Consider the following 22821-nt stretch of genomic DNA (forward strand, 5'->3'; position numbering starts at 1 on the left):
ATCATGTGCAGGTCTACGATTACGATGTGATCCTTTCTATCCTTTGACGCCGCCCATATGCAGCCCTCGAATGATGAACCGTTGGAAAATAAGGAACACGGCAATCGGCGGCAGCATGACCATGGTCAGCATCGCGAATTTCACGTTCGTATCCAGCCTGCGCACGTTAATGACGTAATTATAGATCGCTGTAGCTAACGGTCGTTTCTGGTCTGTATGCATCACCAGCGATGGCCAGAACCAGTCGTTCCATGCTGTGGAGAAGACGAAGATGGCAAGTGTCGAGAAGATCGGCACCGACAGCGGAATCGCAATCGATACAAACAATCTGAAGTCCGACGCCCCGTCGATGCGCCCCGCTTCGAACAGCTCATGGCTGATGCCGTCGAAGAAGTTCTTGAGCAGCAGCAGGAAGAAGGCATTCGCCCCGGCCGGGAGCCAGAACGCTTGGAACGTATTGAGCAAGCCCAAATCCTTCAGGTTGACGAAGTTCGGGATGATGTACGTCGTTGGCGGGATGAACAAGGCCGCAAGGAAGAAGAAGTTAATCGCCCGATTGTACGGGATATTGAGCCTCGACAAGCTAAAGGAAGCCAAGCCGAGCACAAGAATCGTAACGAACATATTGCCGCCGAAGATAATCATCGTATTGCGGAAGAAGAGCGGCAGCTGAATATAGTTCCACCCTTTGGAGTACGTATCCGCTTGCCAGGTCTGAGGAATAAAATGCGGCGGGAACGAATTGACCTCCACATTGGATTTGAAGCTGTTCAGCAGCGTCACTAATATGGGATACAGCATGGAGCAGACCATCGCTGTGATTACGAGCAGCATGAGGCCATAAACCAGCTTGTTGGATGTTTTCTGCAAATCATAACGGGATAGTATACCGCGGTCATAGCTCTTCATCTTAGTTCACCTCTCTGCTGGAAAGTCGGTGCTGAAGGACGGCAAGTCCGCCGAGCACGAGGAACATGAGCACGCCAAGCGCGGATGCCGCACCGTAATCGAGCCTTGTGAAGGCGTATTTGACGATGAGCAGCGCATAGGTCAGCGTTGCGTTGTTCGGTCCGCCGTCCAGCATAGCGAACTGCGACTGGAAGCCTTGAGAGGTAGCGATAAGCTGCAAAATAAGCAGGAGTACGACCAGGTTGCGAATGAAAGGCAGCGTGATATGCCGAATTCGGTTCCATACGCCGGCGCCGTCTATCTCCGCTGCTTCATACAGATCACGCGGAATACTCAGCACCGCTGCGAGATAAATCAGCATCGCAGCACCGAATTGCTGCCAGGTTTCCATGAAGACGAGTGAAATCATCGACCATTTCGTATCGGTCATGAAGGAGATCGGCTCGAAGCCGGCTTGCGTAATGGTTGCGTTGATCGGACCGACCGGATCGTACATCCAGCGCCATAACCCGTACAGAACCACGACCGGAATGACGTTCGGCAGATACGCCGCAACGCGAACGAAGCCTTGAAACCGTTTCAGCTCCGAAATCGCGATCGAGAATACAATCGGTACCCAGAAGCCGATCAATAGGCAGAGCAGCATATAATACAGCGTGTTCTTCACCGCTGTCCATACATCTTGATCATGCAGCACGGTCCGGAAATTATCGAAGCCGACAAACGTATTGCCTTTGACGAAATCGACCTGATAGAAGCTGTAAATAAATCCTTTCACGATCGGCATCCATAAGAACAGAATGAAGATGACGGCTGCCGGTACGACGAACAAATAACCCCAAATATGTTTTTTAAACCGCGCGGACGTTCCCATATGGTCCCCTCTTTCATGTTGTAGCCTTGGAGAAACGGCAGCCTCCGCTTGATGGTGGCCCGTCGTTTCTGCTTGCCTACTTTCATTCTAGAGAAGCGGGTCATGGCTGAACATGTGCAGTTCTATGGGGATCATAGGCGATATTACTTCTTCAGCTCCGTTGGGCTGACACCGAAATATTTTTTGAAAATTTTACTGAAATGCTCCGGCGACTCATAGCCTACCCGCTCCGCGATCTCATACCTGCGAAGATCCGTGGTGAGGATCAGCTTCCGACTCTCTTCCATGCGCAGCTTGATGACGTATTCCCATAAATTATGGCCGATGTTCTTCTTGAACAGATAGCTGAGGTAATTCGGGCTGACATGGTTCTTCTGCGCCACCTCATGAAGCGTAAGCCCCTTCTGAGCATAGTGCTCATCGATATAGCTCTTCGCTTTCTGGGCGATAATGTTGTTCTGCGCATCCAGCTCCTCCACCGTCGGGTCCTGCTTCGCGTCATAACGGCTCCAATTGAAGTCGCCATAATAGAAGACGCTCAGCTCCTTATGGTCGTGGTTCCAGCTGATCGCCTTCTGCGCTTGTTCACCGAGCTCGCTTAAGAATGGAACACCTCTTAATACTTGGCTGATGCCGATGACACAGCTCATGCCGAGGTATTTCGTAATGTTGAATTGCAAACTGCGACCCAGCATGTCGAGCTGGTTGATCCGCGATGTGCCGCTATCCTCGAAGCGTTTGTCGTCCCACTGAATAATGATGCTGACCTCATCCTCCGGCGAATAGAAGGCGACCGGAAGCCATGCTTGGTCGAGCAGCTCCATCGCAATGTTGAGCGCAGCATATTGCAGCAGCTCCGAGGAACGGCTTAGCTTCACGCGCAGCACGGAGAAATACGGCCCCGTGAGCACGGTGGCATGTTCGCGCTTCAAGAGTTCTGCTGTTGCGAGCGCTTCTGCCTCCTTTGTATCTGTCAGCAGCTTGTTAAGCAGTGCTGTTCGCTTCGGCGAAGGCTGCTCCATGTGGAATTGCTCACGGAAGCCTGCCAGCAGCTCATCCTGTGAAGGGCTTGTTTTGTTCGTGTTAAGCAGTACGTTACGCACCGAGTCGAGGAACTGGTCGCTGTTCAGCGGTTTAATGAGGTAATCCTTTGCACCGAGCCGAATAGCCAGCTGGGCATATTGAAACGTCTCATGGGCGGAGATGATGATCGTCTGCACCCAAGGCTTGATCATTTTGGCTTGATGCATCAGCTCGATTCCGTTCATTTCACCCATCTGAATATCCGTCACGAGCAAATCTATATCTTCCAGTCTCAAATAATCCATCGCCTCGTAGCCGTTATGTGCGACATACAGCTGGGATATGGCCAGACCTGATGACATGAGCAAGCTGCTCAGCCCTTTGCAAATTAACGGTTCGTCGTCTACAACCAATATGGAATACATGTCGTTTCGTTCCCTCCTTGCTCTTGCTTATATAGTAGGACCCGCAGCTGCATCGCCGCTTTCGTCGTGGCTGCGCGGTAGAATAATGACAACGCGCGTTCCCCGTTCTTCCCGCTCTTCATAGCTAATTCCGAAGCTCCGGCCAAAATGAAGCCGAATGCGCTGATCCAAATTCCGAATGCCGTAACCGATGGCCGGATCGCCCTTCTCTTCGTTCAGCAGCCTATGGATCGCTTCGAAGTCTACTTTCTTGTAGCCGTTATCCTCGACGCGGATGATGATTTTGTCATGGTCCAGAAGTGCGCCCGTTATAATAATTTCGCCGTCCTCACCCATGTTGCGAACGCCGTGAATGATGGAATTCTCGATTAGCGGCTGCAAGGTGATTTTCGGAATCAGGTTGTGCAGCAGCTCCTCCGGAATGTTCCAGATGACGTTGAATGTGTATTCATACCTCTTCTGCTGCAGACTGATGTACGCCTTCGCATGCTCCATCTCGTCTTCGAGAGAGATGAGCTCCCGCCCGCGGCTTAAGCTGATCTTCATCAGCTTGGACAGCTCCTTGATCATTTCCGCGGATTCGGAGTTGCCTTCCAGCGTGCTTTTCCAATAAATACTCTCGAGCGTGTTGTACAGGAGATGCGGATTGATCTGTTGATATAACAGTTGGAGTTGGGACTCCTTCTCCTTGATCTCCATCTGGTACTTGTAATGAATCAGCACATTGAGCCGCCGCGCCATGTCGTATAAGGAAGAGATGAGTACGCCGACTTCGTCTTTACGCCCTTTGCCCGGTGTCTCAGGTACCCGTTTGCCCGGTTCGTAGGAGCGGACAAAATAGGCCAAACGCTGAAGCGGAGTCATGAGTGAGCGCCAGAAATACATGATGACGATGATACCAAAGATGGTATAGACGATGGAAATAAGCTGGATCACGCGTTTCAGTTCATTTTGCTGCTGGAGCAGGGAATTAACCGGGATCTTATAAATCAGCTTCTGCTGCTGCAGATGATTGTCGTTAATAACGTAAATAAATTCCGGCGTAATGATGTTGCTGATGTTGCCCATGCCGTCCGCTGCACCCAGTTTGATTCCTTCCGCTTCAGTCGGAAGCTGCAGGGTTGTGCCGATTATGCCCGGCGCGGTCGCCGTCAGCACCCGATTCGTGGAATCGGTAAAATAAATCTCGCCGTCGGGCAGCGTCACACTCTGAAACGATTCTCCAATCTTCTTATCCATCTTCGTCGCGACCAATACGCCGATGACGCCATGACCGTTCGAGATGTTGTTGACCGAACGCACGTAGGCCAGCGTTGTCTGCGTCGAGAAGCCGATGTTGTTGCGGATCAGCTTCATATAGCCTTCGCCTTTCTTCTTCACGGCTTCGTCGAACCATTCCGGCTTGTCGCGGTCGGAGAAGAAGTAGACCCCTGTCTGCGTCATGGGGATTTTCGGTGCAAAATAGTAAAAGTCCTCAGGGTCATAAACGTAGAGGCTGTAGTAGACCGCTTCGCCGCCATTCACGCTGATCGAGTAGCCGGCGATGAGCTTATCGAGCTTCGAATACTCCTGCACCCGTTCGAAGACGGACTCCCCCGGTGCCGGAACGAGCTGCTGGGTGAGCGGATTTTGGATGATCGTCGTGGTAATCTTGTTGACGGTGTCGATATCGCGGCTCAAGAGGGCCATATTCTGCTTGTTAAGCTCCACGTAGGCATTGGTCACATGGCGCTTCAGAATGAGCTCCGCCCTCGTGTTCCCATACCATTGCAGCAGTAGAATCGGACTGACCATGATGATAAAAAGTAAAATAATTTGCTGTCTCACGTTCATCCGTGTGAGCGGGTTCGTCATATGGGCCATCGGAACAGTCTCTCCTTCTCGCGTTACTGGTACTATAACAAGTTGCGCTTGGCGCGCGTATGGCTATTTTTATGGATGTTAGGTGCAGATCTATCGGGATTGTGAGGGGGAAGCGCTGGTCGCGCGAGTGGAGTTTAAACATCACCGTACCCCGCTATACTTTTGATTACTATATATACCTTGTATCATTACGTATCAATATTTTCACTACTTTTATTTTGCAAGTAGCTGCATCATAATGAAACAGGAGCTTGACCATTCCATATGAAACTTTGGAGGATGTTATGACACAGAAACTTATTCCGCTACAACGCCGTAATATAAACGCTAGCCAGATTGTTCTCGGATGCATGAGACTTGGAGGCGACTGGAACGCGAGCAGCCCGATTACAGCGGAGCATTACCGCGAAGGCAACGAAGCGCTCGATGCCGCGCTTGAGATTGGTATCAACATGTTCGACCATGCCGACATTTATACGTCCGGCAAAGCGGAGCGCGTTTTCTCGCAGCTGCTGAAGGAACGTCCTTCGCTTCGCGAAGAGATTATTATTCAGTCCAAATGCGGCATTCGCTTCGGGGATGAGAGTAATCCGCATCGTTTTGATTTCTCGGCCGATTATATTTTGGATAGCGTTGATGGGATATTGGAGCGTTTAGGCACGGAGTATCTCGATATTCTGCTGCTGCACCGTCCTGACCCACTTGTCGAGCCGGAAGATGTCGCCAGTGCGATCCATGCCCTGAAAGCATCCGGCAAAGTCCGCCACTTCGGCGTGTCCAACATGAGTCACGGCCAAATCCGTCTGCTGCAAGCTTACAGCGACGAGCCGTTCATCGTAAACCAGCTCGAAATGAGCCTGCACAAAATCGGCTTCTGCGACACCGCCGTCAGCGTGAACCAAGAAGCATGGCGCAACAACGTGTTCCCGGAAGGCACGATGGAACATAGCCGCCTGGAGAACATTCAATTGCAGTCGTGGGGACCGCTCGCGCAAGGCCGCTACTCCGGCGGCTCCTTGGAAGGCCAGAGCGAAAGCGTCGTGCAAACCGCTGCACTGGTAGCACAGCTTGCCGAGAAGCATAACACGACTAGAGAATCCATTGTGCTCGCATGGCTGATGACGCACCCGGCCGGCATTCAGCCGGTGATCGGCACGATCAACCCGGAGCGCATCCGCGCCTGCCGCGATGCGGCGACCCTTCGCCTCTCGCGCGAAGACTGGTACCGCTTGTACGTCGCTTCGCGCGGCGTGAATTTGCCTTAAGGAGTTAATTAGCCCGAGAGGAACTGCGCCGCATGATCGTGTGCGGCCCGGTTGCTCTCGGGCTTTTTTGTGTCGGTGGTGGAGATTGCGGGAGATGGGGCTGGGGGCGGAATAGCCGCTTACAGCGAGGATAATTGGGTTTGCGGAACTTTAAGCGGAATAGCCGCTTACGATGATAGGGATGGGTTAGAATGAGTCAGGCTGGTAAAAGTCAAACCTGTGAGTCGGATTTTGCGACTCTCAGCTCTCTATTAAGCGATTTTCAATACTGAGAGACGTATATCGCGACTCTCTGTATATTTTCTCACGCCTACCGGAGCTGAGAATTCGATTTCCCTACTCTCAGCGTCCCGCGAGCCGAGTTCGGCCAATCACCTATCACGCGGCTCGAAAATGACGTGTATGGAGTACAACACATTCGCTGTTTGCTAGTCTCAAATGAAGTATGACGTGTACTGCCTACAACTCATCCGTTTCTTTCTAGCAAATATAGCTAGTTAACCTTATTTCAAATGTATTTTTTTCATGTAAAGTACCTATTTTCTCGGAAGGCTCCGGTTTATCGTGTAGTTTGTACAACTCAAAGAGTACGCCCATTAACACTTATATATATACCTCCAGCTCTGGCGGGTAAAATAAACGTCCGTGCCATTCATCAGTTGGACTTTTTCAGTGGCAGGCATTCACAGTGGCAGGGCTATTTATAACCTTTTAGTCCAGCTGCAGCCAATCCCGGAAAAACGAATCATCTCTCATTGCAAGATAAGCCGCAGCGAATCTCACGAACTCTTTCGTATCCACTTGCTGATTCTGATACTTCTCATAATAAGCGTGCAAGAAAGCCATACCTGCATCCTTGCCGCCATATCGATCAAACAACTCTCGCATTTCTATGGCCGGCTGTGCATACATCGACTGGATGACATCATTTGACTCGTACGCGGAAAGCGGTAAGTTCGAGAATACCCCACCTGATTTATAGAACTGCTCATCAAACGAGAAATCATCCAAATAGTAGGCTGTGCTAAGCTCCGCCATACCCTCATCCAACCATCCGTCGACATAAGGATCGTTGCTTACCACATTGTAAAACCATTGATGGGCTAACTCATGCACCAACGTATGTTTTTCCTTTGCCGAATCGCCATCCACCGTCACAATCCCCGGGTACTCCATTGAGGATACATTATCTATCGCAACGTCAAGCTGTTTGTACGGATAATGGCCGATATGCTGCTCGAAGTACTGGAATGCTTTTGCGATAGTGGGAAGTGCCTCTTCCGCTTGCTCCTTCCATTTACCCCATACGCGAATGTCGACGTCATTCACCCTTGTCGCCACCGACGTTAATTCCTTCGATACCGTTACCATCAGTTCTTTCGCATGGGAGAGATGAACGTCGCCCGAATTTGAAGGGATCGTCGCATCTTCATCAGAAGAGCTGATTACCTCGTAACCGCTTGGAAGCTCATAGTGAAGCGTGAAGTCACTAAACCCGGTAAGGTAAGATTCGCTTTTTGGCGTATAAGGCTGCTTATTCCAACCACCCTCATACGTCGCCAGCATGGGATACCACTGTGCTAAATAGTAGCTCGCACCAGACTTCGTGTAACGAATTCCATGCTCCGGTACTTGAAATGAATAGGTCACTTCGACCTTTGCATGATCTGAAGGCAATAAGGGCTTCATTAACGGAACACTCAGCTTGTCCCCTTCAAGAGTAAAGGAAGTACTCTCTCCTTCGACAGCAACACTGCTGATTTCAAATCGCGCAGATGCCTGGTACAATCGTGGGTCATCCTTGTTGGTAAACACATTGGGAATCATATAGAACACAAGCTTGTCCCAATCTTCAAGCGATTGGTTGTTTACCTCAATAGCCGCCTCAACACTGAATTCCGCTTGATCATTCATCCGCAGTTGCAGATCATAAGAAGCCCTGCTCCCGTTCTTCACGAACTTAGGCGTATAACCAGCTAGCTTGCCGACTTCTACATCAGCATGAGGAGCTGCCGACGCAACGGCGTTTGCATCTACTGATTGTGCCTCTCTGCCCAGATCTAGCATGACTAAACGTCCGATAGCTGATGCAGCAACGAGCAGTGTAACCATTGCCGCCACTATAATAATCTTCTTCATGCGCTCTTCCGTCTGCTTAGCTGTCGTATAACTACCATTCATTCCTACTATCGGGGAAAGGGCTACCGCCATCTCCGCAGGAAGGATAGAGCCTAATATACCAGTGAGTACAGGAACCACGCCAACCACAAGCAGATACCACAGCTCATCAACCGGCACCTTGTGATACAACAACGCGATGAAAAGAACACCTAATACATAAGCCAATAAACCAGCCAAAATTCCGGCTATCATCCCCTCGTACCAGACAAGCTGACGAATAGAACGATTTCGCCAACCCAACGCTTTTAGCAGCGCAATTTCCGGCTTTCGTTCGCACACATTTTGCCAGACGATTTCCGCCGTGGTGAGCACAGCGATTAATAAGCAAATGCCAATCGCAATGTAGTGCATGCTCCCAATCTCTGCAGCGGCATATTGGCCAAGCCATGAAGTATAGAACACACCTTTCAGCCGTATCGTCACAAACACGAAAAACATCAATAACATCGTCGGAACCGCCATCGAAATCACCGATAACCAATTCCGCTTCAATTTACCGTGAAAATGAGCCGCAGCCAACTGAAACAGATGGCGAACCGGCGTAATTCTTCGAGTAGAAGCGATGTACTCACCTGAGCGCAAAGCTTCCATAGGCTTGATACGACCCACTTGTAGGAGTGGTGCAATGACGCCAAGCAAATAGATAACGAACCCGCAGCCCCCAATTAACAGAAATCGAGACAAGGAGAGTTCCGATCCTCTGGCAAAAATGAAATACGCTTCAATTGTCCACGTCACCAGCGCAACAAAAACTCCGATCAACAAAGATTCTACAAGGAGTAAGCGTCGCAGGTTCGATTTTCTCCACCCGATTGACAGCATAATAGCAAATTGTTTCTTCCTAACGAGAAAGGAAACCATATTCGTAGCTGCAACATAAATCATCGCTACTCCGATTACCAGCAGTAGCATGCCTGAGAAACCCAATTTAACCTCACTTACTATCGTGAGCGCGGCGCCGAGTTTAATCCACATCTGCTCCATCCAACCGATTGCGCTCTGTGTTCCGCTTGCTGGAACTTGAATCAAAACCGGCTGCGGCGAAGACCCCATCATAATATCGGTTTGTAACCCGGTTTGATCTTCGATGGCTGCGGCAATCTGCGCCAGCTTGGCTTGATTGGCATCTGAAACCTCATTGACTCCCGCTGCCTTGATTCGAATGACAGAGATCGGTTTGTCACCTGTTATCAACGAAGCAGCATCGAGCGTTGTCAGCATTGTAGGTGGACTCGTCAAGAAGCCGAGCGGATTGTTGACCGGTTTAATGGTCGATTGCGGATTTGCTGGGCGACCTTCAGAATCGAAAACAAACTTTGCTGACGGTGCTCTGTATGTATCCATTGGAAACAGTTGCTCCAGATCTTTAGATACCTGGAGTTTGGTAGGATCATAGAGCCCAATATATGTCGCTCGCAATATTTGTCCATATATAGCATCCGGATGCTGCGCATCGGTAATTTGCTCATACGGGCGATAGTAGTCCGGAAATCGCTCGGCAGACGACAGTGTCGCATCAGGGAATGTTTGTATCTGATACGTGTAAGGCCATCGATTCGAGAACGGACTCTTCATTATTTTATAAACAAGGGAAGTCGCTTTCTGCGCGAGGGGGAGAATATCCGGGTCTGACTGCGACATCATAAACTTCTCTGCCTGCCTCGCATTAGCATCCTCCAGCGTGTCCTGATAGATATAGCTTTGAGATGAAACCGACTTTAATTGCTCCAGGAATTTTAACCCGCCATTTGCTTTAACTTTCTTTGATACTTCCGCCACCTGCGCTTCCGTTTCATAAGGGACGTCCAGTTTCTCAAAAACAAACTTATATTTCTTATCTGTAAATGGCCGATTACTCATCAGGATTGGAACATCGACGGCTCTATAACTCCCACCATACATCTGATCAAAATCATAAATCTTGCTGCTATCCGTAGCATCAAAATATCTGGAAGTATAGGACGCCAGAACAGCCTTGTTCAATCCTACTAATTTGGCTTCTTCAACGGGGTCAATGCCTACCAGCAAGGTCGTATCATAGGTAAACAGCTTGACTTCCGGATCATCTAGGGGGCCGTAGTAAGCATAGGAGGACAACGGGACTGACGTCTGAAGTTGCACACCATTATCGGTTGTCGTTTGAACCTTCATGCGATACATGCCGTATTCCTTTAATTTATACCATTGATTAAGCGGCAGCATATATTCCGTATACCCAATTACAGCCAGCGGCGCTGCAATGCTAACCCCCGGAATCGCTCTGATTTGCTGCAACTGTTTGCGACTGATCCCACCGTTAATGCCATCTTGAAAATTAGGCTCAAACATGTGGTTTACTTCATCGGTTGCCCGAGTCCCCTGAGGACGAACAAGGATATCATAAGAAACCTTCCATTTGTTCTCCAGCGTTTCCATGACGGTCCCTTTGTTGGATTCATTCAGACCAAACAGAAAGCTAAGCCCTGCACTAACAATGAACACACCAACAAGCATGATGAGATATCGTTCCTTATGGCGCCACCAATTGGACCAAATGAACCTTAGCATGTGCTGCCGCCATTTACGCTGAGATTCCGATCTTCCACGACACGTCCATCTCTTATCTCAATCAACCGATCCGCCTTCTGTGCGAGCTGCATATCATGTGTAACCGCCACGATGCCGCAACCAAATTCACGTTTCAGCTGATGCAGCAAATCATAGAATAGCTGCGCATTACGAGAATCCAAGTTTCCGGTTGGCTCGTCAGCAAGCAGCCAATCCGGCTCATTGACCAGCGCTCGTGCTATTGCAACGCGCTGCTGTTCTCCACCGGAGAGCTGTGACGGAAGCGAATCTTGTTTGCCTGCAAGACCCAACTGTTCAAGAAGCTGTGCAGACTTCTTCGTATAATCAATCTTCGTTCTCCGGCCGAAAAAAGGCGACATGACGTTCTCTAACGCAGTTAATGTAGGCAGAAGATGAAAATGCTGAAATACCATTCCGATTCGCTCGAATCGAAAGTCGGCCAATCGGTTTCCCTTTAATGCGGCAACATTGACGTCGCCAAATATAACTTGTCCCGAGGTCGGTTGATCGAGCGTACTGATCAGGCTGAGCAGCGTGGATTTTCCGGATCCGGACGCGCCGACGATAGCCGCGAATTCATTACGCTTCAAAGAAAGCTGCACTTGATTCAGTACCGGTGTCTCAATACGGTCGCCGGAATAAACCTTCTCGATATCTAATAGCTGAATGACTTCCATCACCAGACACCACCTAATATAGGAATATATTGTTTTCTGATCGTATCATAAATGAAATCAATAGAAAAATAGACTGAAAAAAAGAGCTGCACGCCATCCGCAGCTCCTTCCCCTTACTTCACAAATATCCGCACCTGATTCGGCCCGGTCCGCTTCATGACGCGATAACCCGCTGCGGCTGCCGTTGCTTCTCCCTCGTCGTTCGACATGCAGTAGCCCCCGGGCACGCATGTGCCGTCATCCCGAACGAGCAGTTTGCCGACCACGCCGACAGCCACCCACTCCGGACGCTGCGAGCGCGGCACATAGTCAAACGCCTCGTTCCAATCCGGGTTCAGCATGGGCTCTGTCTTGATACCGGCAGGTCTCAATACATTGCCCGCACCATCGAGCATTTCTGGCACATCCACCTCATGGTACTGAATGCGATCCCATTCATCCGTGACAAACAGCTTATGCCAGCGCAAATCGCTGGAGTCGGCGAGAACTGCCGGTCGTCCGCTGACTACACCTAGGATGTAACTGTCCGAGGCCGTTGCTCGGCGGATTTTATCACAAGCCTGATCGTCAAACGTAACCAAATAACCAACATCAATTCCAAGCCCATCTGCCGTTTCGAACATCTCGGCATAATCGGCAGCGTTCGGCGAGCTAACTGTACCATCCAGATACAAATTACCGGTCAGCCCTTCAATCACGGCAGAGTTCAAAGTTGGCCCTACCATTAGCCCGTTGGCCAAGTGCCATGAAAACGGAAATCTGGTTGTCCCATTCTGGCCCATAATGTGTGCCCCGGTATGAGACATATCGACAATCGTATTTTCACCTTCCGCATGAGAGGACGCCGCAAACGCTTTCGTAGCGGAGCCTTCCGCATGCGATGCTTGACCGCCTGCCAGCGTATCGGCTCCTTCTACATGCGAATAAGGTCCATTCGCGCTTGTGCCGATTCCCTCAGCATGGGAAAACGGCCCGCTCGCACTCGTGTTTGCGCCTTCCGCATGTGTCCCTGGGCCACTCGCAGTAGTCTGAAAGCCCTCCGCATGAGCCGCCGTTCCGCTGGCCACGGTTGTTTGGCCTTCGGCGTGCGAAAATGCTGCCAGAGCCCTAGGTCCAAAAGCAACAGTCACATCATTCGTGCCGCCTTCCGCATGGGAAGCAAATCCGATCGCTATCGTGCCTACCCCTTCGGTATGGGAGCTGTCACCCGATGCAACGGTTGGCGCAAAATTACCAAGTGAATCCACCGCGCCACCTTCCGCATGAGAAGCTCGGCCGCTTGCCGTGTTGCTCTCTCCTTCGGCATGGGAGGCCTGGCCGCTCGCAATCGAATCCGCGCCTTCCGCATGCGAATAAACGCCGCTTGCACTTGTTCCTATCCCTTCGGCATGGGAGAAACTCCCTCCGGCAGTCGAGTTGGCTCCTTCCGCATGCGCACTGGGTCCACTGGCGAGCGTTTGGAACCCTTCCGCATGAGCGGCCGTTCCGCTCGCGACAGTGGTTTGCCCCTCAGCATGGGCAAAGGATGCCGTCGCACGAGGGCCGGGAGCAATCGTAACATCTACGGTCCCGCCTTCCGCATGGGAGCCGTCTCCGCTTGCTTCAGTACCTATCCCTTCGGCATGCGAAGAAGATCCGATGGCTTGGTTTGGTGCGGGATTGCCTAACAGATCCAAGCCTCCACCTTCCACGTGGGAAGCCCGGCCGCTTGCCGTATTTCCTTCCCCTTCCGCGTGCGAATTCAAAGCAAGCGCTTGCGTATTGCTGCCCTCCGCGTGAGATGAACCGCCGCCGGCTACAGTCTGAGACCCTTCCGCATGAGCCGCAGACGCAGACGTTAAGGTCTGATAGCCTTCGGCGTGCGAAGCATCGCCGGCCGTTGTAGATTGGTACCCCTCCGCGTGGGAGGTATCCGCATTAGCCGTCGTTTGATAACCTTCTGTATGGGAAGCTGCACCATTCGAAGTGGTTTCCCTGCCTCCGGCATAAGATGCAGAACCATTCGATACCGATGATATTCCCTCCGCATGCGAAGCAAGACCATTGGCTACACTCAGATACCCCTCTGCATGGGCAGCATCTCCATTGGCTGCGGTTGAACTTCCTTCCGCATGGGAGGCAACTCCGCTCGCGAAAGTCGCCGTTCCTTCCGCATGGGCGGTATCCGCCAACGTTTGCGTCTGATAGCCTTCCGCATGGGCTGCTCCTCCCCCTGCCGTCGTCCCGCTTCCTTCGGAATGCGAAGCATCCCCGTTCGCGGTTGTTTGCAGCCCCTCAGCATGGGAAGCTATACCGTTCGCGGTTGTATCACGACCTTCCGCCTCTGAGCATTCACCGACTGGATTTTGATTACAATCCGCCACTGCATTCACTCCTTTTCCATAGAAAAAACTAGCTAAACATCGAGATGGATAAAATCCTCTCATCTATTAATCTATGTGGAATGCGCCAACTAGCTTGGACACTTCGCTTCCATTCCAGGAGGAATGTCTTTCGCAGAGGGCGAATATTGTAAGCGATATCCAAATCAATCAGGAGGCGAGCTGACAATGCCTAAACTGAAAATTCCCCGGTAAACCCGAGGTCCACCTCTCCTTTCGGAAGTATGACAAGTTAGACTCATCATACAAACGAGAGGAAGATTGCAATGTGGCCCCAAACAGTAGATTGGAAGCAACTGAAGTTCGGCGTTGAAATAGAGTTTATAGGCGGTAAACCAGCGGAGCTGGAGCTGCTGCCCGGCTGGGAAATGTCTTTGAATGAGCATCAAATAGATGAAACCGGAATCGAGTCCGGAAGTGAGCTGAAGCCCCCTCCGATTCTATGGGAGGAGCGGGATCAGATTCGCATCATGCTGAGCCGGCTTCAAGCGCAGGGCGCCACTGCCAATTGGAGTTGCGGACTTCATGTACATGTCGGTATCGAAGCATGGGGAGAACAAATGGTGCTCCCACTCCTAGATGCGGCACTGGTTTATCAGGATACGCTGAAGGCTTTGCTGCAAACGAGCGAGCATCGCCTGCTCTTCTGCCCGCCGGTAACGACAGCGATGCGTGAGCGATTCGCGTTAGATCCTTCCGCCCTAGCCGTACACAACGCCGGCCGCCCGCAATCTCACCGGTGCGGGATCAACGTAGCCTCTTGGTTTGATATCGGTACGGTTGAAATCCGCTACGCCAATGGCAGCGTGCATGTGGATGAAGTGCTGCATACGATTGAGCTATGCCTTCGATTCGTAGCCGCAATCGGAGCCGGAACGAAGCTGCCGCTTGAACGGGGGCAATTCGCGGCTGCTCTCCATGCGCCGGCAGATGGCTATCCCCCTTCGATTCCTGTACCACGCTGGTATGAGGAACGAATCTGGCTTGAAAATATGCTTATCCCTCTCCTAGAGCCGATTGCCCAGCAGCTTGTGCCTGGCGGTGAGATTCATAACCTGCAGCCGGTATCGGATGGGCTGTTAGTTGTCATTGAGAACCCCGATGGAAAGCTGCAGCAGTACGTCTTGGATGCCCCAGCTGACGGCTGGCGACTAAAATGCAAGCTGACAGAATGAGCCTGCGTAACGAATTGGTGACAATTCCTTAGTTGTGATTGCCTACTGATTCTCTAACGGTTGTCAGCGTGGCTATTTCATGAAATAAACACCTTATAAAATTCTAACGGTTGTGAGCATCGTTATTCGATGCCAAGTGGGTGATTCCTATCGAAAAATGCCCAAATAAGCCCGCCTACAACCGTTAGAAAATAAAAACGGGCTTTTAGGGCCAAATAGCCACTGTCACAACCGTTACAGGTTGGAAGAGCTCCTATGCAGTTCGGAAATAAAAACATGGGTTTCTCGACACTCTGAAGCCAGCCGCGATCACAGCGGCTGGCTTTTTGGCATGGGTATCATACCGATGCAACTTCTCACTCAGCCACAGCTCGTTCGCATGCTTTTCCGAATGATGAATACATTTAAGTATTCGAGGATCAGGAGGAACGAAACATGGCACAAAAGAAGGAATCGTTCATGAGGGGGACGATGGCCTTATCTGTCGCTGCTTTCATCAACCGCATTCTTGGCTTTATCAGCGGCATGTTTGTCGCTCGCGCACTGGGAGCCGAAGGTATCGGCTTGTTAATGATGGCACACCCTCTCGTGCCTCTTGTGATTACGATTACGGAACTTGGCCTGCCTGTTGCGATATCGAAGCTGGTCGCGGAAGCTTATGCTCGCGATGAGAAAGTGAAGGTCAGGCGTATCCTGCATGTTTCACTTGCCGTGACCGGCTTCTTAAGTGTAACGCTAACGACCTTCTCCCTGCTTGGCTCGCACTGGATCGCATCCATCCTGCTGAGTGACCAGCGCGCCTACTATGCGATGCTGGCGATTACGCCGATCGCGCCGATTGTCGCAGTATCTGCGGTACTGAAGGGATACTTCCGAGGCGTTCAAAGAATGAAGGTTATCGCCGCTTCCGACGTGCTCGAGTATTCGGTGCAGATTGCTTGCGTGCTCGCGATGGTACATTTGCTGCTGCCCTACGGAGTCGCCTATGCAGCGGCAGGTGCGATGGCCGCCTCTGTCATCAGCGAAGCCATCAGCCTCACTTTCCTCGTGGTCAGCTATAAGATGCGCGGTGAAGCGAAGCTGCCGGGCGAGACTTGGGCCGGTCATCTAAAACAGGGCAGAAAAACACTCACCGAGCTGCTTCAAATTGGCCTGCCGACAACCGGTCAAGGCGTCGTGCATTCGGTATATAGTGCATTCCAGCCCCTGCTTATTGCCACAAGTCTCGCGCTGGCCGGAATAAGCACGGCGCTAGCCACGAAGCAATTCGGGATGCTGGCCGGTTACGCCTTTCCGCTGCTCTATATGCCTAGCTTTATTACGCAATCCCTATCTACCGCGCTCATTCCGGCAATCGGCGAAGCGGCAGCGAATAAGAATGATCGGCTTATGCATGAGCGGATGAATCAAGCGCTGAACTTAGGACTGCTTATCGGTGCACCGGCTACCGTAATCCTGTTCGTATGGGCAACTCCGCTCACGACGCTTGTCTATGGCGCGCCTGAAGCGGGATTACTGCTCCAAATATTAGCGCCGATCTTCTTCCTTCACTACTTCGACGCTCCCCTGCATGCGATCCTACTCGGACTAGGCCGCGCCAGTGCTACGCTCTGGAACTACATCGTGTCCACATCGTTCAAGGCCATTGCCATCTTCGTGTTCGGCAGCCAATTCGGCATTGTCGGCGTCACCTTCGGCATCGGTATCGGGATTATCATGCAATTCCTGCTGAACTTCTTCTCGATATCCGGCTCAATCGGGATCTATATGAGCATTGGGCCTTATCTAAAGGTCGGCATTTGCATGTTGCTGATGGCGATTTGCGGCCGTTGGGCCTTCGACTATTTAACTGTCGTCCAAGGCTTTCCGCAACTCTGGAGCTCCGTTGGTTCCATCCTCTGCGCGCTGCTGATCTACTTCGCCGCACTCCTATCCATGGATGCTTTGCTCAAGGCAAGCCGATCCATCGTGATACCGCGGTAATCAGCTCGCTTAGACTACTGCTCACTTCCGGAATGCTTCCGGCCATCTGTTCACCACATTTATCCTTGTAGGAATGTTGCATATCGGGCAACATTTACGATGAATTCTGAGTCATTATGTGAAAATGTTGCTTAAAATGCAACATATGAACCTTGTTGTGCCGTACAGGAGGGATTTACCTAGCAAATGTTGCATTCTTTGCAGCATTCTGCTGTATCAGCGTGTCAGGGAGGGGAAATGTTGCCTTTTCTGCAACAATTCTCAGTTGGTACCGCGATGCCCTTGCCCCGCCACATAGCCGGCCCCTTCTAATACGCCGGACACCAAAAAAACCGTCTCAACCGTTGCTCCCGGCAACCGGTTGAGACGGCTTCTATATTTTCACCGCTATGATCGGCGGTGGCGATAGCCGGACAATACAGTGCGATCCTCAAGCAGCTTGCCGGTTTCCGCATATCGGCAATTAGCCGCCGCCACTTGGAAAGCGTAGGCACGACGCGGAATATCCGTATGATTGCGCTTGCTGTGATGCAGCGTTTCGCGATGAAAGAATACCGCATCCCCCGGCGCCATCGGCTTACACGGGATGCCATTCTCCGGGTCAGCGGCCCGCTTATGACCGCCTTCCGCATTCAAGTTCGGCTGTCGTCCCAGCCGATGCGACCCGGGAGCAAGCCACAAGCCTGCATTATCCTGCGTGATCGGATCAAGCGCAATAAACCCATTCAGCATATGCCCTAAGATGTGCGTGTATTGATTATCTTGATGCCATTCAAGCCCACTGCCATGCGGTGCTACAACAGCGTACATGCCCATCCAAATTCGCACTCTGTCGCCAAGTATCGTTTCGAGGACACTCACGATATCCGGGTCCGTCAGAAAATCAGTCGTCGCCGGAAACCTGTCCCTCTCTTGCTCCACATTAATAATGGCTTGGCTCCTCCATTTGCCGTCTCCCTGTTGATTGGCGAATTCAACATGCTCGGCATTGATGGCATCCACCGCATGAGCTGACAGCAAACCCGGCGCATAGAAGTAACCTTCCCGATAAAATTGTTCAATCATGTCTGGGGTCAAAACAAAGTCCGTTATCTCTGGCACTAGCTTCCTACCTCCCAGGATTGTTCATTTATAGGATACACTCCCATTCTGAATCCCCGCAAACCTGCCTGTCAATACAAACAAAGAAGCTAGCCGCGATTTCCGCAGCTAGCTTCTTCATCCATCACCATACGCTTATTTATGTGCTTTATATCCCATCGCCTGCATCAGCTTAGTGAAAATTTCCGTGTTCTCGTAGCTGCCTGCGAACAATTGCGCATTCTTGCCCATTACAGTTACCGGAACATCCACTGCCGTATGACCGGAAGTTGTCCAGTCTACAACAAAGTTTTGCTTGGAGTTAGCGATTGCGAACGGACCGTCTTCCTTGGAGATGTCATCGCCAGACTCGTCTTTGTCATCGACTGCTTCGATGGAGAAGCCGCCTGTTTCATGGTCAGCAAGCACGAGTACAAGTGTATCCGGATTTTTCTTAGCAAAATCCTTCGCGATTTGCACGGAGCGATCCAGCTGTTGACCTGCTTTAATCGTCATTTTGGCATTGTTTTGGTGAGCGAACTCATCCGTGCCTTCTTCTTCTACCATCAGGAAGAAACCTTTTTTGTTGGCGGACAATGTTTCAATCGCCTTCTTCGTCATATCCGGAAGCGAAACGACCGGGTTGTAGATGTCCCCTTCGCCCTCAGCACGCTGTTGGAACATTTCCTCGTTGGCGAACAGTCCAAGAAGCTTGCCGCCTTTCGCTTTTTGCATATCCGTTTTGTTCGTCACATAGCTGTAGCCCAATTGTTTTGCTTTATTAATCAGGTTGCCTTGTGTGCCTTTGCTTTTCTCCGATGGATCTTCAGCAGGCTCGTCCTTGAATTTACCCGCCTCACCGGCTGGGTACCAGAAATCTTCGCCGCCGCCGAGAAGCACGTCAACCTTGCTCTTCGTCAAATATTGCAGCGCGATATCGCTTTGCTTGGCGCGGTCTTCAACATGGGCGCCGAATGCTGCACCGGTAGCATCCGTTACTTGGCTCGTTGTAACAACACCTGTCGATTTACCTGCATCCTTCGCATATTCCATGATCGTTTTGACCGACTTCTTATCGGCATCCATTCCGATAGCGCCGTTATACGTTTTTACGCCACTGGCATAGGCCGTAGCAGATGCCGCTGAATCCGTTACCGGATCAGTCGAGCTTGTATGAATTAGTCCTACGAATGGCATAGCATCCATTGCCAAACTGCCTTTTTCACCGACAGTAGCCAAACGGATCGCGTTACGCTGTGCTGTACCCATGCCGTCTCCGACGAACAGAATAACATTCTTTGTTTGCGAAGAAGCAGCCTCTGCCTTGTCAGTCGACGGTGTAGCCAGGATGCTTGTCACAACAAGCGCTGCTGCCGCTGTTGCAGCAAGTGTGCTTTTCAATCCAACTCTTTTGTGCGAAACCATTTTCCTACCTCCTAATGATCTTTTCTACTTGAGTTTACAAATAGTAGATTAAGAGGATGTTTTCTAGATGTGTACTTCTTGTTAAGCTGTTCAAGCAATTCTTTGAAATTCACCCATCATTTTCATATTCATTTCATATTACTATGATACGATGGGTAATGATTCCATATTGGTAGAGGAGTGATAGAAACATGAAAGCCAAATTCGCAATACTTGCAGCAGCATTACTACTCATTGCAGCATTAGTCAGCGCCTGCGGGAATAACAACGGCAACAACGGCAATGGCAACAGCAACAATGGCGAGAATGAAGGCAAGGCTACGAATGAACCTTCTACGAACGCGGCTGCAGATCCGGCAAGCGGACCAACAGTAGAGATCAAGCTCGAGGCCAAGGATTTCGAATATGATCAGCAGGAAATTCACGTGAAGAAAGGCGATCATGTCAAAATCACGCTTCACAGCGACGACGCCGGTCATGGTTTCTCGATCGCGGATTACAATGTAGACATCAAAGGTGATGGCGAAGGCGAATTTGATGCCGCGAATGCGGGTACCTTCGAATTCCACTGCTCCGTCATGTGCGGTTCAGGTCATCGCGATATGGTCGGCAAGCTGATTGTTGACGAAGCTTAACGATTCGATGGTTTACCAAATAACAATGGCTGCGCATCACTGCGCAGCCATTGAACAATAATGTTTCAAGCCTTTAATCTGCCCGAGAAGTCTCGGTTTCGGTGGGAATAAAGTTTAACGGTTGTCAGCGTGGCTATTTCATAAAAATAAGGCTTTTTAAAAGGCTAACGGTTGTGACAGACGTTATTTACAGCATATGGGGCTATTCCTAGTGGAAAACGTTCAAATAAGCTCGCTGGCAACCGTTAGAAAATAAAATAGGCGAATTTATGCCCAATAACCACTGTGACAACCGTTAGAGCTGGAAGCGACAAAGCATGCGCTCATCGCAGAGAGTTTCTCGACAACCTGAATGGCTGCGCATCACTGCGCAGCCATTGTTATTGTAGAGCATGTAGAATGCGATCGACCATTTCTGCGGTACTCTGCGTACCGTCGATGACGATGTCCGAGTTTGGTTTGACACTTCTTAGCATCTCCAGGTAAGCATCCCTGCCGCGGGATAGATAGTTCGATAACTCATGTCGCAGATCATCCATCGACCGATACGCATAATCGCGCAATATCCTTCTGGCTGCCGCAACATCAAGTGGCGTATCTATAAATATCGTCAGATCAATGAATTCATGAATGTCGTTGTTCAAATAGGCAAACGGATAATCGAGCAATAGATACTCAAGCTCAACATCCTGCAGATAAAGCTCAATATCTTTCCGTAGTGAGGTAAGATTCCATTCGTTATAATCGGCTCCTCGTTCCACCCAATCACAGATATCCTCCGGACTGTCCTCAAAGTCATAGTCGTCAAAATATAAAGCCTGCGCATGCGCTAATCGTTCAAGCAGCTGCTCGGTCAACGTCGTCTTCCCGCCCCCGGAAACAGCAGCAATTGCTATTACATAAGGTTTTCCGTCCATTATTGCCCTCCAGAATTGTGTTCATGCTCCTATATGGAACATTTTTCCCCATACCTTGCAAGCATAACACATCCGCCCCGAATTGGAATGGGCTTCCAATCCCTTCTCGCTTGCCATGCCAGATGCATGCCCTCTATTGTACTGGCCCTCCAACTTGCATTATACTAATAAAATATATATTAATGAGACGGATCGGTTTGGAGGATCAGCGTGAAAGAGCATAGACCCCGCTATCAAATCTTAATCGACTACTATACGGACCGCATTGCTTCGGAGGAATTGCGCGCAGGCGATAAACTGCCGACAGGGCCGGAAATCGCCGAACAGTTCGGCGTGAGTGCCATTACCGTCACTCATGCCATGAGGCAACTGGAAACGGATGGACTGATTAAGCGGATTAAGAAAAAAGGGACCTTCGTAACGGATCGAACGCCGCAACCGCTGGCTGGCTCTCTTACCGAATCAGGAGGAGCGGCAGGTTCGGTATCCATAGCCTCGATACTGCCCATTCCCGTCATCTCGCTCGTAATGCCGTTCAGCGAAACGATCGGCTATGAAATCTTCCGCGGTGTTGAGGAAGAGTGCGCTGCACAAGGGCTGTATGTGACGTTCCACAATTCCAAATACGACGATGCGGTCGAGCGGAGCATTATTCAGAAGCTGGCCAAGGATCGCGTCAGCGGCATCATCGTTTATCCGGTGTCCAGCTATAAGAACATCGATGTCTTCAGCCATCTTGCTATCGAGGGTATTCCGTTTACGCTCATTGATCGGAACATTGAAGGCTTGGAAGCACCGCTTGTCGTTTCCAACAATATTGAAGCAGGCTACAGCCTTGCTTCGCATCTCCTCCGTCTTGGTCATACACGGCTCGCCTTCGTATGCCAATCGTGGAAAGAAGCGGTATCCGTCAGCGACCGCTACAAAGGATACTGCAATGCTCTCATTGAAGCAGGCATTCCGCCTCAGCCCGAATGGCTGATTAACCTGGAGACGCTGAAGGTGAACAAGACTGCCGGCAATCCGTATGATGTGCTGCTTGACCATCTGCTTGCCATTGCACCTACGCCTACGGCTGCTGTAGCCGTGAATGACTATACCGCCACAGGCCTGCTCAAGGCTGCGCTCCAACGAGGAATCGCAGTACCGGAGCAGCTGTCAGTTACCGGCTTCGATAACCACTCCTTCACCGCACATCTCGAAGTGCCGCTCACAACTGTCGAGCAGGACTTCTACAGTATCGGCCGCGATGCGGCGAAGCTCGTCTTAGCTCCGGCACAGGAACGCAGCCGCTCCAAGCTTGTGCTCGGAACGAAGCTGATTGTGCGGCAATCGACCGGTAAACCTACCTTCCCATGACGCTTGAGCGGTCATGGGATTTTTTATATATATTTTAATAAATACGGATTTACAATAATCGGTGTTCGATTTATGATTAAA

Annotated in this window: 15 protein-coding genes; 5 read left to right on the top strand and 10 right to left on the bottom strand. The window is 50.7% G+C overall.

The annotated features are described in order from the left end of the window. Positions 1-36: 36 nt before the first annotated feature. From AC0YN4_RS17815 to AC0YN4_RS17830, 4 genes are all read right to left on the bottom strand, one after another. Entirely contained in the window at positions 37-909 is an 873-nt protein-coding gene (locus AC0YN4_RS17815) for a carbohydrate ABC transporter permease (RefSeq protein ID WP_475836337.1), read from the bottom strand. A 1-nt stretch (position 910) separates the two neighbouring features. Beyond that, positions 911-1783, bottom strand: coding sequence for a carbohydrate ABC transporter permease (locus AC0YN4_RS17820; protein WP_475836338.1), 873 nt, complete (start codon positions 1781-1783; stop codon positions 911-913). A gap of 143 nt (positions 1784-1926) precedes the next feature. Further along, entirely contained in the window at positions 1927-3231 is a 1305-nt protein-coding gene (locus tag AC0YN4_RS17825; protein ID WP_475836339.1) for a response regulator transcription factor, read from the bottom strand. A 27-nt stretch (positions 3232-3258) separates the two neighbouring features. Next, positions 3259-5094, bottom strand: coding sequence for a sensor histidine kinase (locus AC0YN4_RS17830; protein ID WP_475782423.1), 1836 nt, complete (start codon positions 5092-5094; stop codon positions 3259-3261). Between the two features lie 284 nt (positions 5095-5378). Between AC0YN4_RS17830 and AC0YN4_RS17835 the strand changes: the two genes are divergently transcribed. Continuing rightward, positions 5379-6359 carry an aldo/keto reductase gene (locus AC0YN4_RS17835; RefSeq protein ID WP_475836340.1) on the top strand — a complete coding sequence of 327 codons (981 nt, stop codon included), beginning with the start codon at positions 5379-5381 and terminating at the stop codon, positions 6357-6359. A 711-nt stretch (positions 6360-7070) separates the two neighbouring features. On the opposite strand, the gene AC0YN4_RS17840 is transcribed toward AC0YN4_RS17835, so the two are convergent. From AC0YN4_RS17840 to AC0YN4_RS17850, 3 genes are all read right to left on the bottom strand, one after another. Continuing rightward, positions 7071-11087 (bottom strand): FtsX-like permease family protein, encoded by a 4017-nt coding sequence (locus tag AC0YN4_RS17840; RefSeq protein WP_475836341.1) that lies wholly within the window; start codon positions 11085-11087, stop codon positions 7071-7073. Continuing rightward, positions 11081-11785, bottom strand: a complete 705-nt coding sequence (locus AC0YN4_RS17845) for an ABC transporter ATP-binding protein (RefSeq protein ID WP_475782426.1) — start codon at positions 11783-11785, stop codon at positions 11081-11083. The genes AC0YN4_RS17840 and AC0YN4_RS17845 overlap by 7 nt, the downstream gene beginning before the upstream one ends. A 113-nt stretch (positions 11786-11898) precedes the next feature. Further along, positions 11899-14148: a peptidase G2 autoproteolytic cleavage domain-containing protein gene (locus tag AC0YN4_RS17850; RefSeq protein WP_475836342.1), complete on the bottom strand. Its 2250-nt coding sequence runs from the start codon at positions 14146-14148 to the stop codon at positions 11899-11901. Between the two features lie 284 nt (positions 14149-14432). Between AC0YN4_RS17850 and AC0YN4_RS17855 the strand changes: the two genes are divergently transcribed. After that, positions 14433-15341 carry an amidoligase family protein gene (locus AC0YN4_RS17855; RefSeq protein WP_475782428.1) on the top strand — a complete coding sequence of 303 codons (909 nt, stop codon included), beginning with the start codon at positions 14433-14435 and terminating at the stop codon, positions 15339-15341. 435 nt (positions 15342-15776) lie between these two features. Continuing rightward, the gene (gene spoVB, locus AC0YN4_RS17860; RefSeq protein WP_475836343.1) at positions 15777-17324 is read left to right on the top strand and encodes a stage V sporulation protein B; all 1548 of its coding nucleotides are present in this window, start codon (positions 15777-15779) and stop codon (positions 17322-17324) included. Positions 17325-17711: 387 nt separating this feature from the next. Here spoVB and AC0YN4_RS17865 read toward each other — a convergent pair whose 3' ends face one another. Further along, the gene (locus AC0YN4_RS17865; protein WP_475782430.1) at positions 17712-18425 is read right to left on the bottom strand and encodes a phytanoyl-CoA dioxygenase family protein; all 714 of its coding nucleotides are present in this window, start codon (positions 18423-18425) and stop codon (positions 17712-17714) included. Positions 18426-18560: 135 nt separating this feature from the next. Then, positions 18561-19829 (bottom strand): alkaline phosphatase, encoded by a 1269-nt coding sequence (locus AC0YN4_RS17870; RefSeq protein ID WP_475836344.1) that lies wholly within the window; start codon positions 19827-19829, stop codon positions 18561-18563. A 191-nt stretch (positions 19830-20020) separates the two neighbouring features. Between AC0YN4_RS17870 and AC0YN4_RS17875 the strand changes: the two genes are divergently transcribed. Beyond that, a complete protein-coding gene (locus AC0YN4_RS17875) occupies positions 20021-20464 on the top strand; it encodes a cupredoxin domain-containing protein (RefSeq protein WP_475836345.1) in 444 nt (147 codons plus the stop codon). A gap of 380 nt (positions 20465-20844) precedes the next feature. On the opposite strand, the gene AC0YN4_RS17880 is transcribed toward AC0YN4_RS17875, so the two are convergent. Then, the gene (locus AC0YN4_RS17880) at positions 20845-21381 is read right to left on the bottom strand and encodes a nucleoside/nucleotide kinase family protein (RefSeq protein ID WP_475836346.1); all 537 of its coding nucleotides are present in this window, start codon (positions 21379-21381) and stop codon (positions 20845-20847) included. Positions 21382-21591: 210 nt separating this feature from the next. On the opposite strand from AC0YN4_RS17880, the gene AC0YN4_RS17885 reads away from it, so the two are divergent. Continuing rightward, the gene (locus AC0YN4_RS17885) at positions 21592-22740 is read left to right on the top strand and encodes a LacI family DNA-binding transcriptional regulator (protein WP_475836347.1); all 1149 of its coding nucleotides are present in this window, start codon (positions 21592-21594) and stop codon (positions 22738-22740) included. Positions 22741-22821: the final 81 nt, after the last annotated feature.

The organism is Paenibacillus sp. J22R3, from assembly GCF_056269305.1.